The organism is Streptomyces sp. NPDC089799, assembly GCF_040684755.1.
GTDB lineage: Bacteria > Actinomycetota > Actinomycetes > Streptomycetales > Streptomycetaceae > Streptomyces.
Map to the genome: position 1 here is coordinate 54,104 of NZ_JBFBGR010000032.1, position 26,799 is coordinate 80,902.

Annotated in this window: 26 protein-coding genes; 12 read left to right on the forward strand and 14 right to left on the reverse strand. The window is 71.5% G+C overall.

Annotated features, from left to right (window positions below):
• Positions 1 to 18: 18 nt before the first annotated feature.
• Complete coding sequence (locus tag AB0O36_RS28690) at positions 19 to 642, reverse strand: DUF3995 domain-containing protein (protein ID WP_365115200.1); 624 nt, start codon at positions 640 to 642, stop codon at positions 19 to 21.
• Between the two features lie 223 nt (positions 643 to 865).
• Entirely contained in the window at positions 866 to 1,297 is a 432-nt protein-coding gene (locus tag AB0O36_RS28695; protein WP_365115202.1) for an SgcJ/EcaC family oxidoreductase, read from the reverse strand.
• Between the two features lie 60 nt (positions 1,298 to 1,357).
• On the opposite strand from AB0O36_RS28695, the gene AB0O36_RS28700 reads away from it, so the two are divergent.
• On the forward strand, positions 1,358 to 1,927 hold the full coding sequence (locus tag AB0O36_RS28700; RefSeq protein ID WP_365115203.1) for a flavoprotein: 570 nt from the start codon (positions 1,358 to 1,360) through the stop codon (positions 1,925 to 1,927).
• Positions 1,928 to 1,948: 21 nt separating this feature from the next.
• Here the strand turns inward: AB0O36_RS28700 and AB0O36_RS28705 are convergent, their stop codons facing one another.
• Complete coding sequence (locus AB0O36_RS28705) at positions 1,949 to 3,169, reverse strand: alkene reductase (protein WP_365115205.1); 1,221 nt, start codon at positions 3,167 to 3,169, stop codon at positions 1,949 to 1,951.
• 77 nt (positions 3,170 to 3,246) lie between these two features.
• On the opposite strand from AB0O36_RS28705, the gene AB0O36_RS28710 reads away from it, so the two are divergent.
• From AB0O36_RS28710 to AB0O36_RS28730, 5 genes are all read left to right on the forward strand, one after another.
• Positions 3,247 to 3,618 carry a MerR family transcriptional regulator gene (locus AB0O36_RS28710; RefSeq protein ID WP_365115206.1) on the forward strand — a complete coding sequence of 124 codons (372 nt, stop codon included), beginning with the start codon at positions 3,247 to 3,249 and terminating at the stop codon, positions 3,616 to 3,618.
• A 47-nt stretch (positions 3,619 to 3,665) separates the two neighbouring features.
• Positions 3,666 to 4,007 carry a DUF5713 family protein gene (locus AB0O36_RS28715; RefSeq protein ID WP_365115208.1) on the forward strand — a complete coding sequence of 114 codons (342 nt, stop codon included), beginning with the start codon at positions 3,666 to 3,668 and terminating at the stop codon, positions 4,005 to 4,007.
• 552 nt (positions 4,008 to 4,559) lie between these two features.
• Entirely contained in the window at positions 4,560 to 4,844 is a 285-nt protein-coding gene (locus AB0O36_RS28720; protein ID WP_365115209.1) for a hypothetical protein, read from the forward strand.
• Positions 4,841 to 5,437, forward strand: a complete 597-nt coding sequence (locus tag AB0O36_RS28725) for a hypothetical protein (RefSeq protein ID WP_365115211.1) — start codon at positions 4,841 to 4,843, stop codon at positions 5,435 to 5,437. Before AB0O36_RS28720 ends, AB0O36_RS28725 begins: the two co-directional genes overlap by 4 nt.
• Positions 5,438 to 5,617: 180 nt before the next feature.
• Positions 5,618 to 6,211 (forward strand): VOC family protein, encoded by a 594-nt coding sequence (locus tag AB0O36_RS28730; RefSeq protein ID WP_365115213.1) that lies wholly within the window; start codon positions 5,618 to 5,620, stop codon positions 6,209 to 6,211.
• Between the two features lie 185 nt (positions 6,212 to 6,396).
• Here the strand turns inward: AB0O36_RS28730 and AB0O36_RS28735 are convergent, their stop codons facing one another.
• From AB0O36_RS28735 to AB0O36_RS28745, 3 genes are all read right to left on the reverse strand, one after another.
• Positions 6,397 to 6,813: a hypothetical protein gene (locus AB0O36_RS28735; protein ID WP_365115214.1), complete on the reverse strand. Its 417-nt coding sequence runs from the start codon at positions 6,811 to 6,813 to the stop codon at positions 6,397 to 6,399.
• A gap of 51 nt (positions 6,814 to 6,864) precedes the next feature.
• Positions 6,865 to 7,578, reverse strand: a complete 714-nt coding sequence (locus AB0O36_RS28740; protein WP_365115215.1) for a hypothetical protein — start codon at positions 7,576 to 7,578, stop codon at positions 6,865 to 6,867.
• 928 nt (positions 7,579 to 8,506) lie between these two features.
• Positions 8,507 to 9,568 carry an NAD(P)-dependent oxidoreductase gene (locus AB0O36_RS28745; protein ID WP_365115216.1) on the reverse strand — a complete coding sequence of 354 codons (1,062 nt, stop codon included), beginning with the start codon at positions 9,566 to 9,568 and terminating at the stop codon, positions 8,507 to 8,509.
• Positions 9,569 to 9,769: 201 nt separating this feature from the next.
• Here AB0O36_RS28745 and AB0O36_RS28750 point away from each other — a divergent pair, with 201 nt between their 5' ends.
• Positions 9,770 to 12,100, forward strand: a complete 2,331-nt coding sequence (locus AB0O36_RS28750; protein ID WP_365115218.1) for a helix-turn-helix domain-containing protein — start codon at positions 9,770 to 9,772, stop codon at positions 12,098 to 12,100.
• Positions 12,101 to 12,109: 9 nt separating this feature from the next.
• A complete protein-coding gene (locus tag AB0O36_RS28755; RefSeq protein WP_365115219.1) occupies positions 12,110 to 12,664 on the forward strand; it encodes an XRE family transcriptional regulator in 555 nt (184 codons plus the stop codon).
• 49 nt (positions 12,665 to 12,713) lie between these two features.
• Here the strand turns inward: AB0O36_RS28755 and AB0O36_RS28760 are convergent, their stop codons facing one another.
• From AB0O36_RS28760 to AB0O36_RS28795, 8 genes are all read right to left on the reverse strand, one after another.
• A complete protein-coding gene (locus AB0O36_RS28760; protein WP_365115220.1) occupies positions 12,714 to 13,637 on the reverse strand; it encodes an aminoglycoside phosphotransferase family protein in 924 nt (307 codons plus the stop codon).
• Between the two features lie 264 nt (positions 13,638 to 13,901).
• Entirely contained in the window at positions 13,902 to 15,011 is a 1,110-nt protein-coding gene (locus tag AB0O36_RS28765) for a ParB/RepB/Spo0J family partition protein (RefSeq protein ID WP_365115222.1), read from the reverse strand.
• Positions 15,008 to 15,739, reverse strand: coding sequence for a ParA family protein (locus AB0O36_RS28770; protein ID WP_365115223.1), 732 nt, complete (start codon positions 15,737 to 15,739; stop codon positions 15,008 to 15,010). The genes AB0O36_RS28765 and AB0O36_RS28770 overlap by 4 nt, the downstream gene beginning before the upstream one ends.
• A gap of 241 nt (positions 15,740 to 15,980) precedes the next feature.
• A complete protein-coding gene (locus AB0O36_RS28775; protein ID WP_365115225.1) occupies positions 15,981 to 16,928 on the reverse strand; it encodes an ADP-ribosylglycohydrolase family protein in 948 nt (315 codons plus the stop codon).
• Between the two features lie 219 nt (positions 16,929 to 17,147).
• Positions 17,148 to 17,549, reverse strand: coding sequence for a DUF6009 family protein (locus AB0O36_RS28780; RefSeq protein ID WP_365115226.1), 402 nt, complete (start codon positions 17,547 to 17,549; stop codon positions 17,148 to 17,150).
• Complete coding sequence (locus AB0O36_RS28785) at positions 17,546 to 19,000, reverse strand: phage/plasmid primase, P4 family (RefSeq protein ID WP_365115258.1); 1,455 nt, start codon at positions 18,998 to 19,000, stop codon at positions 17,546 to 17,548. The genes AB0O36_RS28780 and AB0O36_RS28785 overlap by 4 nt, the downstream gene beginning before the upstream one ends.
• A gap of 212 nt (positions 19,001 to 19,212) precedes the next feature.
• A complete protein-coding gene (locus AB0O36_RS28790) occupies positions 19,213 to 20,319 on the reverse strand; it encodes a bifunctional DNA primase/polymerase (protein ID WP_365115227.1) in 1,107 nt (368 codons plus the stop codon).
• Between the two features lie 817 nt (positions 20,320 to 21,136).
• A complete protein-coding gene (locus tag AB0O36_RS28795) occupies positions 21,137 to 21,757 on the reverse strand; it encodes a ScbR family autoregulator-binding transcription factor (protein WP_365115229.1) in 621 nt (206 codons plus the stop codon).
• A gap of 315 nt (positions 21,758 to 22,072) precedes the next feature.
• Between AB0O36_RS28795 and AB0O36_RS28800 the strand changes: the two genes are divergently transcribed.
• The 4 genes from AB0O36_RS28800 (at position 22,073) to AB0O36_RS28815 (ending at position 26,724) form a co-directional block, all read left to right on the forward strand.
• Positions 22,073 to 23,002 carry a ScbA/BarX family gamma-butyrolactone biosynthesis protein gene (locus AB0O36_RS28800; protein ID WP_365115230.1) on the forward strand — a complete coding sequence of 310 codons (930 nt, stop codon included), beginning with the start codon at positions 22,073 to 22,075 and terminating at the stop codon, positions 23,000 to 23,002.
• A gap of 264 nt (positions 23,003 to 23,266) precedes the next feature.
• Complete coding sequence (locus AB0O36_RS28805) at positions 23,267 to 23,998, forward strand: response regulator transcription factor (protein WP_365115231.1); 732 nt, start codon at positions 23,267 to 23,269, stop codon at positions 23,996 to 23,998.
• Positions 23,999 to 24,055: 57 nt separating this feature from the next.
• Positions 24,056 to 24,967, forward strand: coding sequence for a hypothetical protein (locus AB0O36_RS28810; RefSeq protein WP_365115232.1), 912 nt, complete (start codon positions 24,056 to 24,058; stop codon positions 24,965 to 24,967).
• 209 nt (positions 24,968 to 25,176) lie between these two features.
• Positions 25,177 to 26,724 carry an FAD-dependent monooxygenase gene (locus AB0O36_RS28815; RefSeq protein ID WP_365115233.1) on the forward strand — a complete coding sequence of 516 codons (1,548 nt, stop codon included), beginning with the start codon at positions 25,177 to 25,179 and terminating at the stop codon, positions 26,722 to 26,724.
• Positions 26,725 to 26,799 lie beyond the last annotated feature (75 nt).

The window sequence follows — 26,799 nt, forward strand, 5'->3', positions numbered from 1 at the left end:
GGCTCCCGGACCGCTGGATCAGGCGGACCTGCGCAGCCGGTTGCGGGCGGCCAGGCCGAGCATGAGGCCCCACAGGACGAAGAGGCCGTACCAGAAGAGACCCCAGGCGGCCTGCGGATGGGCGTCCTTGGCGGCGAAGTCGGGGGCGGAGACGACACGGCCGGCGGCGAGCAGGTACTGCAGCGCGAAGTAGGTGAAGCCCCAGAGGGTCATGCCGACCGAGGCGGTCAGGGACACGGCGCAGAGCGTACGGCGCGTGAGCCGGCGGCCCCAGGGCCGGACCAGGGCGAGCGCGACGACGGCACCGAAGACCGCGACCGCACCCATCACCCAGTAGCCGATCGCGGCCTCCCAGGTGCCGTGGGGTGCGGTGGCGAAGTCTCCGGGGAAGGTCGCACCGATTCCGGCGCCCCACCAGAAGTGGGGTGCCGCGTAGGCCAGCGCCGCCCCGGCCGCCGCGTAGCCCGGCCAGGCCTGGCGCCACCGGTGCCGTACCGCCGCCGCGGTCCCGGTCTTGGTCCCGGTCTTGGTGCCGGTCCCGGTCGCGGTCGCGGTCGCGGTCGCGGCCGCGGTTCCGGTGCTCGTCGCGGTCGCGGTAGCGGTCGACGCGGTGTACGTGGGTGCGGTCGTAACGGTCGCCATGTCTTCCCCCGAGGTCTCGTTCGCCGTCGACGCATCCACCGCGCCCCGTCGGGGAAAACACTGCCCGAACCGCCTGCAGGGGCGAGTCGGCCGCGGGGACCGACCTGTCTCCCCCGTACGGGGGAGACAGCCCGTGCGAGTCCTCCACCCCGACGAACCCGACGAGCGGACGAACCGACGAGCCGACGAGCCGACACCCCGGCAGGCCGACGAGCCGTCGGGCTCAGCCCTTGTGCACGCCCGTGTTCTGGCAGGCCGTGAGCAGCCAGGGGCCGTTCCCGTCCTTCGTCAGCACGTAGAGCGGCACGCCCTCGTCGCCTTCGCCCTCCGTCGGGTGGTAGACCTGGCTGACCTTGACCGCGGCCACGTCGGGGCGCAGGAACTGCACGTGGGTGACCTCGTAGGTGACCTGGCCGTCCCAGGACGCGTTCGGGAGCACCGCGCGGGTGAAGTCGGCTATGGCGTCCCGGCCGATGAGGACCTTGCCGTGAGCCGTGGTCCACAGCGCGTCGGGGTGGAAGAGCGCGAGGAAGGCTTCGGGGTCCTTGGCCCGCTGGGACGCCTGGACGTCGGCGACGACCTGCTTGATCGCTTCGATGTCGGCGAGCGGGGTCGCGTTCGTGCCGTCGGATGCCGTGTTCGATGTGGTGGTCATGTGGATCATGGTGCAACCTGAACCCCTATTGAGGTCAACCCCCTAAGATCACATGCTGATATGACGCGAACCCTGTATTTGTTCTGCTCCGCCGCCCCGCCCGTCTTCGACGTGGCCCGGGTGATCGAGGACGCCCAGGCCCGTGGCTGGGACGTCTGTCTCGGCCTGACGCCGACGGCTGCGCACTGGCTGGCCGGCAGTCTCGACGGTCTGGCGGCGCTGACCGGCCATCCCGTCCGCTGGCAGTACAAGTTCCCCGGCGATCCCGACGTGTGGCCGGCCGCCGACGCGCTGCTGTTCGCCCCGGCCACCTTCAACTCGGTCAACGCGTGGGCCCTCGGCCTCACCGACCGGTTCGTCGTCGGTGTCGCCGCCGAGGCGCTCGGGAAGGGCATCCCGGCCGTCACGATGCCGTGCGCGAACGAAGCCCTGGCCCGGCACCCGCAGTTCGAGCAGAGCCTGGCGGTGCTGCGCGGCGCGGGGGTGGAGGTGCTGCACGGCGAGACCGGTTACGTGCCGGGGCCGCCGGGGACCGACGATCCGGGGCCGTTCCCCTGGGACGCGGCCCTGGATGCCATCGGCCGCCGGGCGGCTGCCGGGGTCCGGCAGCCGGGGGTCCGGCAGGCCTAGCGTGCCGTCGGGGACGGGGGGTCACACCGCACTGAGGGCCGGCTCCGGCACGGCCTCCAGGACCGGGTAGTCGGTGTAGCCCTCCTCCCCCTGTACGTACATCAGGAACTCCGGCCGGATCGGGTTGAGCGGAGCACTTGTACGCAGCCGCTCCACGAAGTCGGGGTTGGCCAGGAAGCCCCGGCCGAGCGCGATCAGGTCGGCGCCGCCCTCCGCGAGCAGCCGCTCGCCCTTGCGCTTCCCGCCGTCGGCGGCCAGTTCCTCGTGCGACAGCTGCGGGTTGGCGATCAGCGTGCCCGGCCAGGCCCTGCGGATGCTCCGGTACAGGGGCTTGTCCGGGTCGGCGTAGACGACGTGCAGGTAGGCCGGGCCGATCTCGGCCAGGGCCGCCAGGAGCAGCGGGTAGATGGCCTCCGTGTCGCCCTCCTCCACCGCGTTGACGGTCAGTCCGGGCGAGATGCGTACGCCGACCCGCTCCGGGCCGATGGCCTCGGCGACGGCCCGGACCACCTCGACCACGAACCTGATCCGGTGTTCCACCGGGCCGCCCCACTCGTCGGTGCGGAGGTTGGTGTTGGCCGCCAGGAACTGGTGCAGCAGATGTCCGTTGGCGGAGTGCACCTCGACCCCTGCGAAGCCGGCCTCGACGGCGTTGCGGGCGGCGGTGGCGAAGTCGGCGATGGTGGAGCGGACGTCCTCGGCCGTCATCTCGCGCGGGTCGACGGCGTCCTGGAGGCCGCTCGGGGTGTGCAGCGGCTCGGGGAAGCGGACGGCGGAAGGGGCGAGCGGCCGGTGGCCGCTGGTGTCGGGGTGGCCGACCCGGCCGCCGTGCTGCAGCTGCAGGAACAGCCGGCCGCCGGCCGCGTGCACCGCATCGGTGATCCGGCGCCAGCCGGCGACCTGGGCCGGGGTGTGGATGCCGGGGATGTGCGGGTAGGTCTGGCCCACCGCGTTCGGGGTGGTCGCCTCGGCGATGATCAGTCCGGCGGAGGCGCGCTGGGCGTAGTACGTCTCCATGAGCTCGCCGGGCACTCCGTCGGCACCGGCGCGGTTACGGGTCAGCGGGGCCATCACCAGCCGGTTGGGGAGCTCCAGGTCACCGAGGCGGGCTGCCTGGAACAGAGTGGCGGGGCCGGACTCCCGGGTCCGGTCCTCGGTCTCGACCGGGCTCTGGATCGGGCTCTGGATCGGGCTCTGGATCGGGCTCTGGATCTGCTCTTGGATCTTGGTCGTCTTCGTCATGCAGGTACCGTAGAAGCTGACATCAGTGTCAGGTTCAAGCGATCCGGACGACGACCCGGACGAGGCGGGGAGGACGCATGCGCATCGGGCAACTGGCGGCACGCACCGGGGTCAGCGAGCGCTCGCTGCGCTACTACGAGAAGCAGGGGCTGCTGGTGTCCGACCGTACCCCGGGCGGCCACCGCGACTACGCCGAAGCGGCGGTCGACCGGGTCATCCACATCCAGGAGCTCTTCGCGGCCGGGCTGAACAGCCCGAAGATCGCACAGATCCTGCCCTGCATGCGGGACACCGACGGAGGACCGTCCGTCCGCGCGACCCCGCAGCTGGTCGCCGAGCTCACGGCGGAACGCGAACGGATCGACCGGATGATCACCGACCTGGTGCGGTCCCGCGAGGTCCTCGACGACGTCATCACCACCGCTTCGGTAGGCCTGTCAGTGGTCTGATGCATGATCGGCGCGTCGATCATTCGAGGGGACGGGAGCCCGGACGCATGCCGATCACGAACCAGCAGGTGGAGGAACACGCCTTCCTGCGCCTGCTGTACGCCGACGGGTACTACCCCGACCACGTCGTCGACCTGGGCAGGGCGATCCTGCTGCGGCTGTGCGAACGGATCGAGGCGGAGCAACCGCCGGATCTGGCCGCGCTGTACGTGCTGACGGAGGCGGCGACCGAGGAGTTCAACCGGCTCGACGCCGAGTTCGTCGCGGCCGGCAGCGAGATCGAGACGGTGGCCCGGGAGGAGATCGCCGAGGACTTCTGGTTCGTGGCCTCGGCCTACGGCTTCCCCGACGCGGACATCGAGGAACTGGTGGCGGCCCGCGACTGGTGAGGTGCCCGGAACGCTCCGAGCTTCAAAACCCGGTTTTGAAAAGGCAAGGGCCGGAGCGGTCAGGGGTGGTGGGGCGGAGGCGGGTCCTGGGGGTCCTCGACGTGGACCCGGATGTCGGCGTGGTGCCGTGGGGTGAACCGGGCGTTGTGCTTCTTCGCCGCGTGCTGGGCTTCCGCCTTACGGTCATAGACATGGCCGTCGGAATCCCCTTCGGGACACGACACTTCCCAGTCCCTGGAGTCCGCGCGCAGTCCGGGGGCTCCCGCCTGGGGCTGACCCGCCCGGTGCTGATGATCACTGGGTTTCGCCATGGGGATCGACCGTTCCGAGAGTGCTGCCGGGGCCGCCTGCGGCGCCCCCCTCTCAGCACAACACCGAACGGACACGGCGGCAAGCAGCCCACCCGGGCCGGCGCGGTCGCCCCTGCCGCCGCGGCCGCCGCGGCCGTTCCTGCCACGGCGGCCGCGGCAGGAACGGCCCGGGCAGACGGCACAACAACGCAGGCGTCAAGGGATTCTTGACAAGTCGGCCGCGTCAAGGTTTCCTTGACGCATGTTGATCTTGCATTCCAAAGACCGGCACCGGGACGTGTTCCCCGCCACCTCCTCCATGGCCGTCGCGCTGCCGCTCGGCGTGGCCCTGCCGGCCGTGACGGTGATGTTCGGCGACCGGTTCGGCACCTCTGCGACCATCGCCCTGATCGTCGTGGGCCTCGTGCTCATCGCCTGTACGGCCGGACTGGCCGCCCGGGCGGCGGCCCGTGAATCCGCCGAGCAGGCGCGCCGCGACGAGGCGGTCCTCGACGCCCTCGAACCCCTCGCCGGACTGCGCCGATGAGCGACGGACCACTGCTCCACCCGGCGGAGATGGACCGGATCCGGGAAGGGATCGCCGCAGCCGTCCTCGGCGCCCCCGAGGGGCTGGCCGACTCGCTCGAACACGACCCCCACGGGTACCTGCGCCTGCTCGACGCCTCGCGGGTCGGCGCCGAGGAGGCCGGCCGGCTGCTGCGCGAGGCCGTCCAGGGCGCCAGGGCGGCCGGCCACAGCTGGGACGCGGTGGGCCGCGTCCTGGGGGTGAGCCGCCAGGCCGCCCAACAGCGCTTCGCCGGCAAGGCCGTGGTCGGCTCGGGCCAGTCGGCCCCGCCCGCCGAGGGACCGGACGCCCCGAAGCGCCGCACCCTGAGCGGGTTGTCCGCCTTCAACGAGATGGCCGCCCTGGAAGAGGCCGGCCGCGACGGCTGGCACATGGTCGGCTACGGCCCCTTCTTCCACGAGGTGGAGGCGTCCGGCCACCCCTGGGAACACTGCCGGGTCACGCTCCCCTCCGTCGCGCGACACCGGCGGATGCAATCGGAAGGCTGGATCCCGGTCGGCGCCGGATGGTTCCCCTGGCGGTACTACAAGCGGCCCGTCAGCCCCGGCGCGTAAAGCGGGTCGTACGGCTCGTTCCTGAACGAGCCGGAACGAGCCGGAACGAGCCGGAACGAGCCGGGCTGCGGGTCTTGTGCCCGGCGATCTTGGTCGGCAGGGTGTTCGGGATGCGTACGGGGGTCGCGTTCCGGGCGACCTGCGGGGCACGGCGACCGATTCGACGCTTGGGGGGACCGGATGCTGACCGGGATCGTGATCGACGCGCTGGACGTCGCGCGCATGGACCGCTTCTGGCGGGACGCGACGCAGGGCCGGACGGGCGGGCTCCGGCTTCGCTTCGTACCGACGGCGACGCCGAAGACGGCGCACAAGAACCGACTCCACCTCGATCTGGCCGCGGGGCCGGACCCGGAGGCCGAGGTGGCGCGCCTGCTCGACCTCGGCGCGACGCGGGTCGACATCGGGCAGGGGGACGTCCCGTGGGACGTACTGGCCGATCCGGAGGGCAACGAGTTCTGCGTGCTGCGCCCCGGTCACCCGGGCGTGCTCGCCGACTCCGGTCTCGTCGCGATCTGCCTCGACGTCACCGAGGAGGAACGCCACGCGCAGCAGGCGTTCTGGCCCTCCCAGGCCGACTGGCATGCCGTCGAGTCCCACGACTGGGGCTTCCGGCTCCGCCGGAGCCCCACCAGCGCGGTCTCACTGGTGATGGGTCCGCCCGCGGCACCGAAGACGGCGCGGAACAGGCTCCGCCTGGAGGTCACCCGTCACGACCGGGAACCCGGCGAGTTCCTCGACGCCGCCGGGAACGAGTTCCACGTCACCAGCTGATCCCCGGACCGGCGTGAATCGCTGCGCCGACCGGTACGTGGCCGATATGCTGGGGGCAACAGTTACTCAGGCGCGGAAGGCCCCCCACTCGTCGTGGAGGGCCTTCTGTCTTGTCCGGCGGGGTTCCGCCGCGGGTTCTGTCCGGCTGCCCCGTCCGCCGACTGCCGGTGCCGGGTCGTCCCCGGTCAGGCGACCTGGAGCTTCGGGCGGCCCGCCGGGGTGGGCGGGGCCTGGTGGTACGTCGGCAGCTTCAGGTTGGGCAGGTCGCCCGCCTTGATGCGGCCGAGCGCCGACCGGAACGCCGCCTCCATGTCCTCCGGGGTCTCGTACTTCGCCGCCAGCGGGTGGAGCCGGTACGAGTTGCCGTTCCGCCCCTCGCTGCGCGGGCGCAGCACGATGTTCAGGTCGCACAGTGGCGCCATGAGTCCGCTGACCGCCTGCGGCGTGACTCCGTACTCGGCCGCCATGTCCTTCTGCCGGACCGGCAGCGTGCCGCCGAAGTCGCTGCGGGAGACCAGGTACTGGAGGAACTTGACGGCGGACCCCGACAGCGGCAGGGCCCAGATGCGCTCGGCGACGATCGGAGACATGACGTTAGCCATGGGACAGCCTTCCTCGAAAGCCGACGCCCGTGGAGGGGCAGGACGGCACCATCATCCGGTACGTCTCCTTCCGCGGTAGCCGGTTCCCGGATCGATACCGAGGTCCAGCTCCTCCTGATGGGCGCCCTCGGGCCCCACCGCGTACGGGAACGCGCCGGTGTCACGGTCGTGCCGGTCGGCGATTTCCGCGAGCACTTCGTGCTGGGCCGTGCTGTTGCCGTGGAACCACAGGCGCACGTTGATCTGGATCCGGCCGTTGCCCGCCTTCTCCACCCAGTTGTAGCCGCACAGCGCCTGGATGGCGCGGTTGACCGTCGAGCGCGTGATCATCTTGCCGCCCTTCTGCGCGGCGATCCTGTTGAGCCCGTCGGTGATCTCCTGCTGCGTGTACTGGGTGATGCCGGTGCCCGGCAGCTGTCCCCCGGCCACGAACAGGAAGACGCACAGCTGGGACTTGGTGATGCTGTTCGCGACGGCCAGCTGAGCCAGCAGCTGTGTGAACCAGTTGCTGGCCAGACTGTAGCCCGAGTCCCCGGCCATGTCGTGGACGGCTCTGGGGTCGGCGGCGTACTCGAAATGAACTCCGGTGAGCCGGCGGCGGCCGCCGGGGTCGGTGGTCTGTGCGACCTGCTCCCCCAGCTGTCGGCCGAGCACGGCCAGGATGTCCCCGAACTCGGCGTCGTCCCCGGCGGCGGCCGGGGCCGGCACCGCGGGTACGGGTCGGGGCCCGCTGTGTCGACGACGTGCGGGCGGATCAGATGTCACAGGACCCCCTTGCTACTCAGGCAGTCCGAGACTATCCAAAAAATCAACGTGTGCTTGTCTTTTGACGCGGTGGCGCGCCGGAGGAGCGGTAGACGAGCAGCGGATCCCCGGAGTGTTCGAACAAGGCGCCGGAAGTCCACGCCACGTGAAGTTTTTTCGGCCCGAAGGGCCGGAAGTCCACGACTGCTTGATTTTTGTTGACGTGATGGGCGCACATTTCGAGAGGTCCGCGCGTGCGCATCCGCCCCCGTACGCCCGCTTGCCCAGGCTTCCGACCTGCGGCGTTCCATGGCGGTCCAGCGCCGTGGAAAAGTACACGCCTGCTTGAGTTTTTCGCGAAATGTGCTCGCCAGGTACACATTTCGCGACCCCAAATGTGTCCTGGGGGACACACTCCCTCGGAGATAACCGCAGGTCAGAAGGCGTGTGTCGGCCGCGGCCTCTTCCTAAAGAGCAACCCGATGAGGGCCTGCTCGGGCGGCTCCGGGCCGTCCCGGGCCGCCTGCGCCCGGCGGCAACAGCCAATGCGACATGAACGGCAGCAGCAGCACCGCCCCGCCCCGTTCCGGCATCAGCCACCGCACCTGTGCCCCGGGCGACACATCTGCCGATCGATCGGGGCACCACCCCATCCCCGGCCCCGGGACCACACCGGCCATGTCCGTCGCAGTCCCTCGTGCCCAGTGAGGGCGCCCTGCGCCCGATCGGTGCCCCGGCGACCGTCAGGGAGCCGGGGCAGGGCATGAGGGCGGGCGGGTCCAGGGCGCCAAAGCGCCTGGCGAGGGGGTCTGGGGGGCGAGCAGCCCCCCATGCTGCGGCCGGTCCAGCGCGGCCAGGCGCTGGCGGGGTCCAGGGGCTGGCCCCTGGGACGTACGGTCCGCACTTCGCCGCGGACAAGAACAAGTCAGCAGCGGGGCACCGGTTGCTGCTACCGCTGCTCCCGCTGCTCCCGGTACCAGGGTGCGTACGCCCCGAATGCCTCGGCGAAGCGCGGGCCGGGGCCGGGGCCGCCTTGGAGTTCGGCCCACAACGTGGTGCTGTCGTACCAGTGGTCGACCGTCAGCAAGGACAGCAGTCGGCGCAGGCGGGCTGCCCGGGTGGCCTGGGTGGCCTGGGTCGTACTGTCCGGGAGGTGCTTCCCCTCCCCCACTGCCGGTGCTGCGCCCACGAGTTCCAGAGCGCCCGCCAGGTCGGTGTCGCCCTCCGGGAGGGGCAGGCCGAGCGCGCCGGCGATCGTTTCCACCAGTTCGCGCGCGGTCACCGGTTCGGGGTGTGCCGCGTGGAGCACATTTCCTGTAGTCGCCGTCCTGGCCGTCGTCGTTGCTGTCGTTGCTGTCGTTCCTGTCCCTGCTGTCCGTGTCGTCCCACCGCCGGTGCCGTCGGCGCGTAGGGCGAGTTCCGACAGGGCTCCTGCCAGGGCGTCCACCGAGATCATGGACATTCGAGCCCTGCCGCCCTCCACCCAGCGGGGCAGCAGGGTGAGCATCCGTACCAGCTCGGGCACGACCCAGCGGTCGCCGCGTCCGTACACCAGGTGCGGTCGCACCACGGTGCCGCCCGCGGCGAGTACGAGCCTCTCCCCCGCCAGCCGGGTGGCGCTGGTCACCGAGCCGGGCTCCTCGGCGAGTTCGCCTTCCGCCGCACCACGGTGGGCCCCGTCCCGGTACACGGCCGCCGTGCCGAGCTGGACGATCCGGCGCACTCCGGCACGTTCTGCCTCGGCGAGCAGAACGCGCGTGCCGGTCTCGTTGACGGCCCGGCAGTCTTCCTCCGAGCCACCGATCCGAGCCGCCAGGTGCAGCAGGACTCCTGTCCCCTCGCAGAGTCCGTGCAGTGTTTCCGGCTTCGTCAGGTCGCCCCGTACGACTTCCACCCCGGGCAGCTCCGGAAGTTCCCGGTCGCGGAGCAGCACCCGCAGCGGCACCCCTTGCGCGACCAGTCGTTCGACCACGTGTGTGCCGACGAAACCGGAAGCGCCCGTGACCAGCACCCGTTCCTCCGTGCCCTGCCCTGGCGTTGTCCTGCTCGACGTCGCCATCGCCATCGCATCCCCCTCGGAGCAGATCTGATTGCATCCCTGCGCATTGGAACATACCAGCCGACTGGTTTTTTTCATGCCCGGGATCCATGCCTGTGTGTTCCGTGTGCGTTCTGAGGTGCGATTGGCCTAGGCTCGCCCTCGGAGGTCCCCATGCACCACGAGCAAGACACCCTGTTCGCGGCGGTCGACGCGCTGCTGGCCCAGACCGCGGGCAAGGACGCGCTGCCCGCGCCCGACGAGCGCAAGCGGCTGCGGGAAGCTGCCGGTCTCAGCCAGGACCAGGTCGCGCGGGCCCTCTCGGTGCGCCGGGAAACGGTGACCTCCTGGGAGTCCGGCCGTACGGACCCCCGACCGCCGAAGCGAGCCGCGTACCTGCGCCTGCTGGACGGCCTGGCCGAGCTCCACCCTGCGGATCCGGAGTCTGAGCAAGAGCGGGAGCAGGTGCCCGAGTCCGGGTCCGGACCCGAGCCCGCATCCGAGCCCGCATCCGAGCCCAAGTCCGCGTCCGCACCCGTTGCCGCGCCCGAGCCGCCTCGCGGGAGCGCGACCACGTCCCCCGCCGCTCCCCCGGACCCGGCAGGGCCACTCGCTCCGGCGCCCGCTGCCACAAGCGAACCTGAGGCGGAGACGGCACCCGAACGGGAGCCGGGGCAGGATCCCGAGCCGGAACCCCAGCCGGACCACACCCCCGAACCCGCCCGGCCCCGGGCCCGTCGTACTGTCCCCGACCGGCACTCACACACGCACGCACACGAGCGCGGACCCGGCACCGGCAGTGGCACCGGCAGCCGCACGGGCACCGGCACCGGCACCGGCACCGGCCACGGACCCCTCGCCGTGCTCGACGGCACCGGCCAGGCCCATGCCGTCGGCGGGCTGGTCCTCCAGCACCCGGCCGCCGACCTCCCCGCCCTCCTCACCTGGGCACTCACCGAGGCCGGTCTCCGCTCCCCCCGCCTGCACCCCAACGGCCGTGACGGCGACCCGCTGCTGGTGCTCACCGAGGCCGCCACCGAGGCCCTCGGGCTGCCGCTGGTCCTGGAGGACCGCCGGGGCCTGCGCCTCCCCGACAACCACCCGGTCGTCAGGCAGCTGACCAAGGCCAAGTGGCAGCTGACCCGGCGCGGGTTCGGCCCGTGGCCCCGCATCTACCGGCCCGCCTCCCCCACCGCCGGCCGACAGTGCGTGCAGCTCGCGGTGCTCCCCTGGGGGGCGCTCGACCCCCGGGCCTGGGGCGAGCACACCGCCGGCCTGCCCGCGCCCGAGCTCGCCGACCTGCTCACCACCTACGCCGGCCGGGTGCTGACCCCGCGCGGCTCCACCGCCGTCACCGGACTGGAGCTGATGACCGCCCTGCGGCCGCCGACCCGTGCCGCCAAGGACCCCGAGAGCGGTGCCTGGGTGCCGGCCGCCGTAGCCGGCTCGCTCACCCGCGCGGTCGACCCCGCCCCTCCGGAGGCCCCGGACGAACACCCGGTCGTCGCCGCCCTGTACCCGCGCGGCCACCGGCGTACGCCCGACGAGGTGCTCGACGAGGAGGCGTACGACTGGATCCGCGACCCCGAACTCCTCACGGACGCCGAGTGCGCGCGCACCCACGCCGTCGGCGTGGACGTCAACATGGCCTTCGCCGCCGCGGCCAACCGGCTCACCGTCGGCACCGGGCCGGCCGTCCGTCTTCAAAACCCGGTTTTGAACCCGAAGCTCCCCGGGTGCTGGCTGGCCGACCTTTCCGGCATCGAACTCGACCCCCGGCTGCCCAGTCCGTTCACCCCGGACGGCCGCCCGCCCACCGGCCCGGCCTGGTACGCGACCCCGACCCTCGCCTACGCCGCCGAGCTCGGCCACGAAGTCCGCCCCCTCGACGCCTGGGTCCGCCCCGAGCACGGCCCGTACCTGGACCCCTGGTACGGGCGGCTGCGCGACGCGTACCTGGCCACCATGGCCGACCTCGGGGTCACCGCCGCGCTGTCCGAGGCCGAGTTCCTGGACGCCATGGAGATCCACAAGGCGAAGGACCCGGTCCGGGCCGCGGTCCTCTCCGCGATCAAGGCCACCGTCAAGGGCGGCATCGGCAAGCTGCGGGAACGCCCGCAGGGGGCCGCGTACCGGCCGGGCGAACCCTGGCCCGCGTTGGAACGGCCCACCTGGCGGCCCGACATCCGCGCCGCCGTGATCGCCACGGCCCGGGTCAACATGCACCGCAAGATGAACAAGCTGGCCAACGCCGCCGGCCTGTACCCCGTGGCGGTCCTCTCCGACTGCGCGGTGTACCTGTCCGACGGGCCGAGCCCGCTCGACTTTCTCCCGCGGACCCCCGATGGCAAGCCGCTGCCCGGCGGGTTCCGGCTCGGGGTCGGCCCGGGCATGGTCAAGCACGAGGGCACCCAGCCGATGCTGTGGGCGGTCCAGCTGCTCGACCAGGGCCACAACCCGGCCCGGCACATCAAGGGCCACGACGCCGCGGCCGACGGGGAGTAACGGACACCCATGCCCGAGATCAGCGACAGCCTCACCCGAGCCGACGAGCAGCACTTCACCCGGCCGATCCCCAAGTCGGCCGGGGCGCGGATGCGGTTCCTCGTCAGACAGCTCAAGTCGACCCGAGCGGCCGCCACACTGCTGGGCATCTCCCAGCGCACCGTCGAGCGCTACGTCAAGGACCGGATCAGGCAGCCCAAGCCGGCGCTCGCGGCCCGGCTGGAGGCCGAGGTACGGCGCCGCTGGCAGCCGGTGGTCCGCAAGCGGGCGCGCGACACGGCCGCCCGTACGACCGGCATGGTCATCGAGACCCGAGCCCGGTTCGGCTTCACCGCAGCCCCTGGAAGCACCGACGACGGCCGGATGCGCCGCATCACCCAGCACCTGCCCCCGGAGTACGCCGAACGCCTCTTCGCCGCCCAGGCGGCCGGTGCCGCCGAGGACCGGCTCCGGCACATCGCCGCCGAGGGCCTCCAGGAGCTGTACTTCAAGGACGGCGGCGCCCGCGCCCAGGGCTTGCTGGTGGAGTTCACGGACATCGACTACGTGGACTTCAGCTTCTAAGGCGGCCGGCTTCAAAACCCGGTTTTGAAAAACAGGTCGGAGGTCGGGGTTACCGGGTGCACAGCGATTCGGCGACGGTGACGGAGGACGGGGCGAGCCGGGTCGCGCCGTCCTCGATGTCCCAGAGTGAGTTCTGCAGCAGCCGTCCCAGGGTCCAGCCGGTCGCGCGTGCGCGGTCCAGGCCGAGGACATCGGTGAGCAGGTCGAAGCGGCGCTGCACGATGCGCAGGCTGTCGCCCTTCGCGACGACGTCGTCCCACCTGCTGTCCAGGGCGGGCCACAGATCGAATCCCGGGTCGCCGGCGAGCGGCTCGGGATCGATGGCGATCCACGGCTCGCGCTGTGCGGCGAGGACGTTGTCGTAGTGCAGGTCCCAGTGCAGCATCCCGTCCCCGGGCTCACCGGCCAGCTCCGCCACCGCCGATGCCCAGCTCCGCAGGAGCCGGCGGTCGGCCGGGTCGGCCAGATGCGTGATGGCCCGTGGGACCTGCTCCAGCATCTCGGAGGCGATGTCGCCGAGACTGCGCAGTCCTTGCGGCGCGGGCACTGCGACCAGCCGCGCAAGAAGTCCGGCGAGGGTGCTCATCGCCGTGTCGTCGTCGCTGATCGAGGCGAGGGTGCGGGCTCCGTCCAGCCGCTCCAGGAGCATGCTGCTGCTCACGGGGTCGTGATCGAGCAGCTGCACCATCCCTCTGCCGTTCCAGGCGCGAAGGCCGATCAGCGCGGCGGTGGTCTCCTCTCTGGGCATCTGGAGCCTGAGGACCGCGGGCGTGCCGTGGCGGAGCAGTACCGGCAGCACCAGCGAGGCCTCCCCGGCTGCTGCAGCGCCGTCCCGTTCCAGGTCCCAGCGTTCCAGCAGCTCCGCCGCCAGAGCCGGTAGCCCGGCGAGCCAGGCCCTGCCTGCCTCACCGAAGCCCGTGGCGTACGAAGCCGCCAGGTGTCGAGGGACCTCGTCTGCTGCCAACCGGCTCACACCGGACCTCTTTCGCAGGGAATCGAGTTCGCGCCGCAACCTACCGGAGGCCAACTCTCGCAGGCGTACAGATCGCGGAGTCGGCCCGGTCTTCAAAACCGGGTTTTGAAGACCGGGCGGGGGAGTGGCACGAGGGGCAGGACGAGGGCACACAACGAGCGGCGGCCCGCCGCCTCCGGGAGCGGGTGCTCCGGAGGCGGCGGGCCGCCGCTTTTCAAAACCCGGTTTTGAACTGTGTGTCGAATACAGCTGTTCTCGGGACCCCTACAGCTGGTCCAGCAGCAGTTCGGCCAGGCGCCGCCGGTAGTCGCCGTCCGTCAGTTCCGCGAGACCTGCGACCAGGTCCTCCGGCCGGTCGGCCGTTTCGAGCAACTCGGCCAGCAGCGGGAGTATGGGCACCACCCCGGGCAGCACCGGCTCCGGCGCAGGCGTCTCGCTCCGCGGCTTCACGACCGGTGCCGACACCTGCTCGGGCACCGGCGTCGGCGCGGGAGCGACCGGGGCCGGAGCGGCCGCGGCAGCGGGCTCGGGAACCGGGTTCGGGGCAGTGACCGGCGCGACGGGTGCCGCGGCGGCAGCGCCCGGTGCCGGTTCCGGCGTCGGGGGAGTGGCCGCCGCAGCGGCGGCCGGAGCGGGCTCGGCCGGGGGAGTGGCGGCGGCCGGCTTGGCCTTCGGCAGCTCCGCCTGGCGCTGGAGCTCGGCGAACTGCGTCCGCTGCTCCTCGTGGTCGGCCGTCCGGGCGGCCAGCTCGCGCGCCGCCTTCAGCTTGAACACCCCCGCGTCCACCCGCCGCTGCAGCTCGGGGGCGAGCCGCAGCAGGGAGAGCCGGTGCGAGACGTACATCTGCGACTTGCCGATGCGCGCGGCGACCTTGTCCTGGGAGCCGTACCTCTCCACCAGGTTCTGGAGGAAGGCGGCCTCCTTGCACGGCTCGATCGCCTTGCGGTGGATGTTCTCGATGATGACCGCTTCGTCGAGCAGTCCCTTGCCGTCACCGAGGTGGTCCTGGACCTTGATGTCGATCCGGGTCCAGCCGAGCTGACGGGCGGCGGCGAAGCGCCGGTTGCCGTTCACCACGACCCAGTCCGCGGTGCCGATCGCCTTGGTGTGCTCCGGCTTGAGCCGCAGGAAGACCTCACGGGAGACGACCACCACCGGCTGGAGCTGGCCCACCTCCTTGAGGGTGACCATCAGCTCCTCGAAGCCCGGGTCGCTGGTGCTGTACTCGCCCTCCCGGCGGGGGTTGCCCGGGTTGCCGACGACGGTGTGCATCAGCGCCGTGGTCGGCGGTGCCGTGGCCTCCGGCTCCGCCGACGAGGGGGAGGCCGAGGACTTCTCGCCGATGAGGCTGGCGAAGTTGGTGCGCTTGCTCATCGGCGCTTGGCCCCCGCCCCGATTTCCAGGGCGAGCTTGTAGAAGTCCTCGCGGGCTTCCATGGCGACCCGGTTCTTCTTGTAGCGCGTGACGACGGTGCCCTCGACCGCCGCCCGGGCGTGCACCTTGTAGTGCCGGATCACGGTGTTGGCGAGGTTCCAGCCGCTGCCCTCGATGAACGCCCGGGTGTCCTCCAGGTCGGCGATGCCGTCCCGCGGGTCCCAGTTGTTGATCACCACCCAGTAGGGGAGGCCGAGCGGCTTCACGACCTCTTCGATGGTGGTCTGGGTCGGGATGAAGCCGAGCGGTTCCGGCTCGACGGGGATGATCAGGTCGTCGGCGTTGGCGAGTACGGCCCGCATCGCGTCGGCGGCGGCGCTGTCACCGAACGGGTCGCCGGCCCGGCCCAGCTCGTCCTCCGGCAGGTCCATCCAGCCGGGGGTGTCGATGAACGCGTGCTTGACCTTGCGGGTCTTCTTGAGGTCGGGAAAGTAGGTGAGGTCCTTGCGCGACTTGGTCTGGATGAAGGAGAACGGCAGGTCGTCTCCGACCCGCTCGGACCACCAGGTCGCAGAGCCCTGCGGGTCGCTCGAAACGGCGACGACGTAGTCGGGCTCTCCCTGAGGGGCTTCACCGAGGACCTCGGCCGCGACGGCGGCCACGTTGACGGTGAGAGTCGATTTACCGACTCCGCCCTTGCGGTTGATGACGGCAGTGATGCGTGCCATGAGTTGGTACTCCGTAGGTTCCGTGTGCTTCCCGACCATCCGAGGGCCGGTACTAGCGGACCGGGACAGCATTGCACGTCAAGAGCTTTTGCCGGAATCTCACACCACCGAATCCACACCGGAGTTCAAAACCCGGTTTTGATGATCTTGCCCAACCCTCCCAATCCACCCGGGTGCTCGGAGCGGAACACCGACTTTGGCCTTCGACTGCCGCCGGAGTTTCAAAACCGGGTTTTGGCGATCATGGTTTATGGGGGGCGGCTTCTGTCAGGCGGTGGGCGAGGTCGAGCAGTTCCGGCAGGCGCAGTACCCGGCCGTCGAAGCCCGGGAGGGGGACGTGGAGCGGCCGGGTCCAGGGGGCGGGGATCGCGTCCGGCCCGTAGTACGCCCCCGCGAGAGCTCCGGTCACCGCGGCGACGGTGTCCGTGTCACCGCCGAGGTCGACCGCCGCGCGTACCGCGTCCTCGAAACAGGTCGTCGTGCGCAGGGCCCAGACGGCGGAGCCGAGGCAGGGCCAGACCGCACCGTTGAACTCGGTCGCCCGGTCGGGGTGCCAGTCGGGCGCGAGGACCGCCGCGTAGCGCCCGCGGTGGTCGGGGTGGACCAGAGCCAGGACGTGGGGGAGCGCGGTGAGGGGATCGGTGTCCTCGAACGTGACGCGGATGAGTTCGTGGAGGATCGCCGTACCTTCCCAGGCTGCGCGGTCGCCATGGGTGAGCGCGGCGATGCGACGGGCCGCGTCCATGCTGGCTTCCCGGCCGGCGGGGGCGAAGTAGACCGCCGATGTCGATGCCCGCATCAAGGAGCCGTTCCCCGCTGCTCGCCGATTGACCTGGAAATGGAGCGCCGCGGCGAGGTCCCAGGGCATGCCGTTGGTCAGGACGTCTTCGGTCTGCAAGCCGATGTCCTTGGGTCCTGCCGCCGCCCACCGCCGGAAACGGGCGAAGACGTCCGGCAGGTCCAGGCCGCCCCGCTCCAGCAGGGAATCCGCCACCAGCACGGCCATCTGCGTGTCGTCAGTGGCCTCGCCGGGGTCCCACCCGCCGCCCCCGCTCATCTCGCCACCGGCACCGGGCACGGGAAACCGTGCGGAGAACGCCCCGGGGGGACCGAACTCGAAGGGGCCGCCCAGCGCATCACCCACCGCCGACCCGACGATCGCCCCGACGGCCCGCTGAATCCGCATCATGCGCGCAGGCTATCCGGGCACCGCCGTCCCGGCGGAGGCCTCGGGGAGGCCTCGGCGAGGCTCAAGGAAGCATCAGGGGAGGTCCTCAAGGACCCATGACCGGGAGTCCTGCGTCGAGGGCAATGACGTCCCGCTGTCCATTCGGGCCGGATGCCGCAGGTTCAGGCTGCCCGGGTGCCGGTCGGAGACCGGAGAGGCACCGCGCGAAGCGGGGCGCGGTCAGTGTTCCGGGAGCGTTATTCCGAGTTCGCGCATCGCGGCGGACGGGGGGCCGGCCGAGCGCTGGGTCTTGTGGCCCGTCACGCCCGGGGCCAGCGTGCGGGGGTCGATCGCCTCCGAAGGGGAGCTGGAGGCGTAGCTGCCGGCGGGCTGCTGGTCCCGGTCGTGGGGGAGCAGCCAGAACACGCGGCGCAGGAAGGTGCCGGAGACCCGGGACGCCTTGGCCGTGGGGGAGAGGGTGGCGTAGCCGACCATCCGGCCGTCGCGGTGGTACGGCGGACGGCCCCGGCGGCTCTGCAGCCGGTCGAGGGACTGGCGTACGTAGTCCAGCTCTTCGATCGGTTCCAGCCAGATGATTTCCGATTCGTGAGCGATCTGCTGGGGCTCGATGAGGGCGCTCACCGGACATCCTCCTCACCCTCGTCGGCCAGCAGGCCGATCCCGGGGTAGTACTTGCGCTGATTGGACGTCAGCATCTGCTTCGGGCTGGTCATGCCCACGGTTTCCCGGACCCGGGCCGCGAATGCGCGGGAGGTCACGGGGTTCGCCCCCTCGTCGATGCACCACTGCCTGTACGCCTGGTACATACGGCTCTGCTCCGCGCGCAGTTCGGGCCCGAGGGCGCACGCCTCGCCGATGAAACGGCCCATGTGGTCCTCGGTCTCCGCGTACGCGGTCGTCGCGATGCGTACCCTCCCCGGTCCGGTCAGGTCCTTCTCGCCGCCCAGGTAACGGCGGGCGCCGTCGATCAGCCAGGCGAGAATTCCCGGCCCCTCCTCCTGTACCAGCGCATCGGCCAGGTTGTCGACCTTCCGGTGGTCGGGGACCACCCGTTCGAACGGAATCAGCCGCATTCGGCGCCAGAAGGCGAAGCCTCCGGTACCCACCTCGGGCCGGTGGTTGCCCAGCAGCCACAGCTTGTGCGTCGGGTCGAAGGAGAAGAAGTCCTGCCGCATCCGGCGGGCCTTGATCCGGTCGCCGCCCGTCAGCAGCTTGACCCGCGCCTCGTCGAAACGGTCGCCCGGCTTGAGCTCGGAGCAGACGATGACCCGGCGGCCGTGCAGTTCGGCGAGGTCGGTGGGGTGCCCCTCGAACGGCTTGGCCATCAGGAAGCCGGGCGGGGCCGCGTCGGCGTAGTCGCCCAGCAGCTTCACCATCACGTCCAGGAGCACGGACTTGCCGTTCTTGCCCATGCCGTACAGGAAGGGCATGATCTGCGCGCCGACGTCGCCGGTGATGGAGTACCCGAGCAGCAGGTGCAGGAAGCTGATCATCTCCGCACCCTCGGCGTCCTCGCCGAAGGTGTCCCGGAGGAACGACTCCCACCGCCTGATCGGGATGGGCTCGGGCGCCACCGAGGTGGCCCGCGAGTGGTAGTGCTTGCCCGGGTCCGGTGCGCTCATCAGACCGGTACGGAGGTCCACCACGCCGCGCGGGGTGCACAGGGCGTACGGGTCGGCGTCCAGCTGGGTGGCGTTGAGGACCATGCCGGGTGCCGACTTGGCCTGCAGCAGCATGGCCTTCATGCCGGCCGTGGACAGGGCCCGGCGGCGGTGCTGGCGGAGGCTGGTGGTGGTGTACTCGCCGCTCGGGTCGTGCACCGACAGCTGCTCGGCCATCTCTCCGGCCGCCCAGACGACGGTGTCGTCCTCGTCGAGTTCCCAGCGGTGCCCGGCCCACTTGTACCAGCCGAGTCCGGGCACGTGCCGGTAGTCGCGGCCGTAGAGCCGTACGAACAGCTTGGCGTTGCCGCGGTCGGTGAGGCTGTCCGGGAGCAGGCCGTCGACGGTCGCCTGGGGGAAGCCGCCCGGCTGGGGCTGCGCGGGCAGCGGGGAGGGCCCGGCCGCGAGGATCTGGCGGGCGACCGCGACCGGGTCGAAGTCGCCCTGAACGACGCCCTGCGGGATGCCCTGCGCAACGGGCTCCGGGCCCGGGGGAGCGGCCGGGGCCGGCGGGCCGGACGGGCTCGTGCCCGGGCCGTCGTACGTGGCGGTGCCGTCATACGTGGCAGGGCTGTCGTACGTGTCGAAGGTGTCGAACCCCTCGAAGTCGAACGGAGGCTGCGTCACCGGCGGCCTCCCGTGTACAGGGGCTTGCTCTGGCCCGCGGTCATGCCTCCGGCGATGATCTGCCGGGCCCTGGCCTGCTGTCCGGGCCGTACGTGGTCGGCGACGTCCTGCAGGGCGCGTTCGCCCTCGGCGGCACCCAGGTGCCCGGCGGCGACCAGCCCGCCCACCGTGTACGCGGCCCGGTTGAGCTTCTCCGAGAAACCGGCCCCCTCGGACTGCCGTCCGCACTCGGCGACTTCGGCCAGGACGGTGCTCAGGACCGCGGCCGCGCGTTCCCGGCCGCCACCGGCCGCCTGAACGGCCTGGCGGGCCCTGGAGGGCGCAGCGGGCCCCGGGGCGGCCGCCGGCCGCTCCACGCCCCGTGAGGGGCCCTCAGGGGCCCCTGAGGGCGCCAGGTGCCCCGTACGGATCAATTCCCCCGCCAGCCACTCAGGGAGCTCTGCAGGGGTCCTGCAGGGGCCCACGGCCTCGTACCGTCCCGCCTCGGTCACCGTGCCGGGCGCGACGATGTACCCGCCCTCGGCCCGTACGTCGACCTGCCAGGCGAGGGCGCGGCCGCGGCTGGAGCCGGTGGAGCACAGCCAGGTGCGCCCCGCTCCGGCCCGGTACCACAGGTGCAGCCCGCCGGAGGGGGTCCGTACGCGCAGGGTGTTCTCGTCCTCGGCCGGGTCCGGGGCACCGCGCAGCGCGGCCAGCACGGCCAGGGTGTGGAAGCCGTTGGCGAGGCCCGTCAGGTCCACGGTGTCCGCGATGCCGATGCCCGGCAGGATCCGGTCCCTGGGCGGGACTTCGCCGTCGTGCGCGTCCACGTCGACGACCACGAGGCCGGCCGCACCCGTGGCCACCGCCACGCCGAAGCCCGGGTTGGGCCTCCACCAGCCGTCGATGCGCGCCGGGTCGGTGGTGGCCGCGTGGAAGCCGTGGCACCAGCGACCGACCGGGATGCACGGGCATCCTGCGGCACGGTGGCCGTCGGCGCGGCACAGCACGCAGTTCTTGGGCGGGGTCTTGAGCAGCGGGGCGAGCGGGTGCACCGGCCAGCCCTGCTCGGCGCACCAGCGGGCGACGGCGTGCGGGGCGGGCGTGGGGGAAACGGCCGTCATATGGCCACCCGCCTGCCGGCGGCAGGGGAGGGGGAGCCCGCGGGAGCGACGGAGACGGTCCGGGAGTTCGGAACAGCCCATGAGTCGCTGCATGAAACCTGCAGCTCAGAGGGCATGTCCAACTCCAACAGCGACCGAAGCGACTCAAACTCAACTATGGGGCCGTCACACCCTAGCGGACGGCGTGGCAAAGCGGACGGACCGGACCGGCGTGGCGAACGGGTGACGGCGGTGTTGACGCAAGTCCCGCAGGGAAGTCCCGGAGGGGGAGAAGACCAGGGGCGGCGTCAGTCACCCGTCCTTTTCGGCCCCCGCCCACCCCTCCCACCCCCGTGCACCCCTTCCCTGGGGAGACGGGGCCACCGGACCCCGTTCCCCGCCGCCAGGCCGGGCCCGCAGCGACCGACAGCGACTCGGCAGCGACGGAACGTCCTGCGGAAAGCGACCGAGGGCTTTCGGTCGCTGCTTCAGTCGCTGAGGAAGAATCACAGGTCAGAGCGGGTAGGAAAGATCAAACAGCGACTGAAGCGACTGAAGGTTCCTATCTATGACACGAATGCGCACGCGCGAATGTCTTCATATACCGGAACTTGGGTCGCTTGGGTCGCTGACCATCCCCCGCACCCCCTCTGACCTGCAGGGATGTTCAGCGACTGAAGCAGCGACCGAACCATTTCGGTCGCTGCTCCCTCAGTCGCTGCCGGCCGGAGCCCGCCGGGGCGGGCTTCCGCGGAGCGACTGAAGCGACCGACGTTTCCGACTGCCGCGAGGTGACATAAACCAGCATATCAAACCGTCTGGTCTGTTTGCTGGCTCCTCAGGGTGAGGACGGGGGGAGCGGCCCGAGTCTGTCCAGCGTCTCCGCGGCCGCCATACAGGGCAGGACCAGCTCCCAGACCCCCGCCAGGGAGCGCTGGGATATCCACGCCGGGTCGTCCCGGCCCAGCACCTCCAGGCCGGTGGTCGTGGCCACGACCACCGCTGCCGCGCTCCGCGGGTCCACTCCCGGCAGCAGGGCCCCCTCCGCGGCGGCCTCCGCGAGCAGCCGGCCGACGTGCCGCCGCCACTCCGCCCGCAGGTCGCAGGAGGTTTCGAAGGCGGCCTCGCGGCCGAGCCGAAAGCCGGCCCGCACCACTTGGTCCCCCCGCAGGACCCCGGCCAGGGCGTAGGAGGTGTCGGTCAGCGCCTGCAGGGCGGACGTACGGGTGGCGTAGACGTCCGTGGCCACAGCGCGCAGGGCCCGGGCCGCGGCCCCTTCCACGGCAAGGCCGACCGCGGCCTTGTTCTCGAAGTGGAAGTGCAGCGCACCGGGGCTGACGCCTGCTCCGGCGCTGATCATGCTCAGTGTGGCCTCGGCGTATCCGCATGAACCGAATGCCGCGGCGGCCGACTTGATCAGCGCGTGGCGGGTGCGCGCGGCGCGTTCCTGTTTGGTCACGGAGAGCTCCTGTGTGAGATCTTTACCCATTATTAAACCGCGCCGTTGGTATGATTCCGACGCAAGTCGACCGATTGGCCGAACGTTTGCCATCCATGAACCGCATCTCCCTGCGGGAACCCTGACCTTGACGGCGCCACAAGCCCCTGCTCCGGGTTCGATCCGGAGCAGCCGGCCCGCCGAACAGCCCTCTTGCGTCCCTCTTGTCCAATTTCACCCGCATATACCCAGCTCGTGAAAGACCCATGACAAAAAACCGGGGCGTCTGTATCTTTGCTGCCGAGGGCGACCGATTCGATCACCCACGGGGGAGAAATGCATCAGGCTGCAGTAATCGACTGCTTACGACCCGGCGCGACGGAGCTGAAACCGGCTTCCCACGAGCTGTGCCACCGGGTCCGTCCGGAGGACGCGTTCGCGCTCGGCTGGACCGAGTTGGCGAAGGATCGTTTCCTCGTCAGGGTCGGCTGGCCGACCAGTCACCCTTTCTTCGCCCCCGTCCACGGGGGCATCCACGACCCGCTGCTGATCGTGGAGACCATGAGGCAGTCGACGATGGCGGTCCTGCATGCGGGGTACGGCATCCCGCTCGACCACCATTTCCTGCTCACCGAACTCGAGTACGTGTACCACCCGGAAGGGTTCGAAGTCGGCGGTCCCGAGGACCGGGCAGACCTGGAGATCACCTTCTCCGATCTGGTCCACCGGGGCCGGAACCTCTCGCACCTGACCGTCGACTGGGTGATCCGCCGCGACTGCCGGACCGTCGCCACCGGAGGCGGACGGGCCCGGCTCATCAGCCCCGGCGTCTACCGCCGGCTGCGCGGCGGCCGTGACACACCGGTCAGCTTCCGGCCCCAGACCCACGCCGCGGACGCGGCCCTCGTGGGACGGTCCCGACCCGAGGACGTCCTCCTCTCCCCGACTCCGGCGAACGGACTGTGGGAGCTCCGCCCGGACACCGAGCACCCCACGCTGTTCCAGCGTCCGTCCGATCACATCCCGGGAATGCTGCTCTTCGAGGCGGCCCGCCAGGCCGCCGCCGCGGCCGTGGCACCCGTACCGTTCCTGCCGGCCCGCGGCAGCATCGTCTTCCACCAGTACGCCGAGTTCGACAGCCCCTGCCTGGTGGAAGCGGTGCCGGTCCCCGCGAGGGAGCACGGAACCTCCACCCTCGAGGTCACGGGCCACCAGGCGGGGGCCCCGCTGTTCCACTGCACCTTCACCACGCCGTTGTCCTTCTGACCCGGCACCCCGGCACCGGGCTGACCCGGCTGACCCGGCTGACCCGACAGTCCTTCTGTTGAATACAGACCAGCTGGACTGTATTCGAAGATCCTTTCGGCGTCACATTGACCATCAATGTCCATAGTCGGGCCTATTGCCGGCCCGACTATGGGCTATTTCACGCCATTGACCACTCTTTGACAAACCGACGGCGCGGTTTATACATTCTCTGACGTTGGCACGTTAGGTCATGAGACCCGAGCCCGATGAGTAGGGGGACAGATGAACCAGCGGTCGAGCGGTGTGCTGGAGCCTCAGACAGCCTCGCCGCAGGGCGGACTGGTTCCGTCGGCCTCCGCCTCCTGGCGGATCCTGCTCGTGGAGAACAGCACCAGTGACGCCGAGACCCTCGCCCGGGGACTGCGCCGGCACGGTCACGAGGTCGACATCGTCGGCACCGGCGGCGAGGCCCTGCGCGCGTTCCCGGACGCCGACCTCGTCCTTCTCGACCTCGAACTCCCCGACCTCGACGGTCTGGAGGTCTGCCGCCGGATACGCACGGCCGGCGAGACCCCGCTGATCGCCGTGACCGCCCGCGGCACCGAACTCGACCGGGTCCTCGGCCTCCAGGCGGGTGCCGACGACTACCTGGCCAAGCCCTACGGCTTCCGCGAACTGATGGCCCGTATGGAGGCCGTGATGCGGCGGGCCCGCCCGGTCGCACCGCTCTCCTCCACCATCACCAGCGGACCGCTGCGGATCGACGCCGGCACCCGCGAGGTCAGTCTCGACGGCCGCCCCGTGGAGACCACCCGCAAGGAGTTCGACATGCTCTACCTCCTCGCCTCGCACCCGGGCACGGTCATCCCGCGCAAGACGCTGATGCAGCAGGTCTGGGGGGACTCGTGGTCCCGGCGGACGGTCGACACCCACGTGAGCACGCTGCGCAACAAGATCGGCGCGGAGTGGATCATCACGATCCGCGGCGTCGGATTCCGTTTCGGCCAGGGCTGACCCGGCGCCCGTGAGCGCGGGCCCTGGCCGCCCACCACAGGTCTGCGAGGGGCAGGAATGACAACCATGCTGTGCCGGGGAGAAGGGTGCCGGCGCGCGCCCGAAGGGGAACACCGCCGCAGGAGCACCGAGGGCTCCCGGCTCTGCCGCTCCTGCCGGGACCACCTCACGGCAGGACTCGCCGAACTCGCCCCCCTCTACGAGGAGTGCGCACGCGTGCTGGGCGGCACCGCCCAGGACGGGCTCCGCGAGAAGACGTCCGGCGGAGTGCTCCCCGGCATCCCCTTCAACGGAGCGGCCGCCGAGGTCCGGGCGCGGATGATCTCCACCCTCGGCTCGTGGAGCGGGCTGGTGGCGCAGGCCCGCGGAGTCCAGGCACCCCCGCGCACCGTTCCCGGACTGACCGCCTTCCTGCTGCGGCACGCCGACTGGCTGGCCGCCCACGCCGCCGCGGCCGAAGCCTCGGAAGAGGTGGCCCGCCTGGTGCGGGAGGGGCGGCGGGTGGCCTTCCCCGACCCGGCCCGCAGCATCCGCCTGGGCACCTGCCCGGAACCCGGCTGCCCCGGCGGCCTCGCCCTGGCCGTCCGTACGCACGCCAGGGCGGCCAGCCCCGAGATCCGGTGCGACGCGGACCCCGCCCACCGCTGGGGCAGCCACCGGTGGAGCGAACTGAGCCTGGTCATGGACTCCGCGGCGGCCGTCCCGCGGGCAGACGTCCCGGAGGCAGACGCCCCCCAGGCAGACCTGCCGTCCGCCCCTGCCCCTGCCACCGAACGCTGGCTCGCCGCCGCCGACATAGCCGGGCTCTGGCACACGTCCATGGGCACCGTCTACCGGCTGGCGAGCGAGGAGCGCTGGCGCCGCCAGACCCGCTCGGGCCGCACCTACTACAGCGAGAACGACGTCCGCGACTGCTTCGGCCGCCGCGCGGCCAAACGCCGTACGGCACGCGCCACGGGCCGGGGTTGACCTGCTTTTGACACGGGCTTGGCGGGCATCCGAGGCAGCCGACACCTGCTTGTCGAACCTGACCGAGTCCTGAAATCCCGTCCATTGATCGGGTGTCCGCGTTCGAAGAACCTGGAACCCAAGATCCGGTGCAGTGTCTCCATGGCCCCATGGACGACCCCCGGATCGGTCAGCCGGACAGTGGCCGCCGAGACAGCCGGGGAGGGGCGATGGACGCCGCAGTGATCGTGGTGGGTGCGGGTCCCGCGGGCATGATGCTCGCCGGTGAACTGCGGCTCGCCGGCGTGGACGTGGTCGTGCTGGAGAAACTCGCCCACCGCACCGGTGAGTCACGGGGACTGGGGTTCACGGCCCGCACCCTGGAGAGCTTCGACCAGCGGGGCATCCTCGACGCCTTCGGAGAGATCGAGACCGGTACGGCCGGCCACTTCGGCGGCCTGCCCGTCGACTTCGGAGTGCTCGGAGGAGACTGCCGGGCCGCCAAGAGCGTGCCGCAGTCGGCCACCGAAGCCCGGCTGGAGGAATGGGCCACCGGCCTCGGCGCCGACGTCAGGCGGGGGCACGAGGTGCTCTCCGTCCACGACGACGGCACCCGCGTCGAGGTCGCCGTGCGCGGCCCGCAAGGGAAGCACGTCCTGCGCGCGCCCTGGCTGGTCGGCTGCGACGGCGGACGCAGTACGGTCCGCAAGGCGGCCGGCTTCGACTTCCCCGGCACGGCGGCCACCACGGAGATGTTCCTCGCCGACATCAAGGGCGTCGACCTCACCCCCCGGATGATCGGCGAGACCCTGCCCGGCGGCATGGTGATGGTCGGCCCGCTGCCCGGCGGCACCACCCGGATCGTGGTGTGCGAGCGCGGCACCCCGCCCCGCCGGAGGGAGGCGCCGCCCGCCTTCGAGGAGGTCGCGGCGGCCTGGCAGCGGCTCACCGGCGAGGACATCTCGCATGCCGAACCTGTCTGGGTGTCCTCCTTCGGCGATGCCGCCCGTCAAGTCACCGAATACCGGCGCGGCCGGGTGCTCCTCGCGGGGGACGCCGCCCACATCCACCTCCCCGCCGGGGGCCAGGGCATGAACACCGGCATCCAGGACGCGGTCAACCTGGGCTGGAAGCTCGGCGCCGTGGCCGGCGGCCGGGCGGCGCCCGACCTGCTCGACACCTACCACGGGGAGCGGCACCCGGTCGGCCGCCGGCTGCTGATGAACACCCGCGCGCAGGGCCTGCTGTTCCTCAGCGGCGCCGAGGTGCAGCCGCTGCGCGACCTGTTCACCGAGCTGATCCGGTACGACGAGGTCGCCCGGCACCTGGCCGCCATGGTCAGCGGGCTGGAGATCCGCTACGACGTCGGCCGCGGCGCCCACCCGCTGCTCGGCCGGCGCATGCCACGCATCGAACTCGTCGGTGGCGACCGCAAGACGACCAGCACCGAGCTGCTGCGCCCGGCGCGCGGTCTGCTGCTCGACCTGGCCGACAACCCGCGGCTCCGACAGCGCGCCGCCGCCTGGTCCGACCGCGTCGACATCGTGACCGCCGAACCGCACGGGCTGCCCCCGCACGGGCTGCCCCCGCACGCAGCGTCCCCGTACGGACCGTCTGCGGCCGGCCCGGACACGGCGGCCGGGGGATACGCAGGCTCTGCTGCCCTGCACGGCACCACCGCGGTGCTGGTGCGCCCCGACGGATACGTCGCCTGGGCGTCGCCCGGCAGCCACCACGACCTGCCGATGGCCCTGCAGCGCTGGTTCGGCCGGCCCTGACCGGCGGGGTCCCGCCGCCGTACCGGCCCGACCCGACCGCAACCCACGGCCGCCGACCCCCGCCGACCCCGCCGA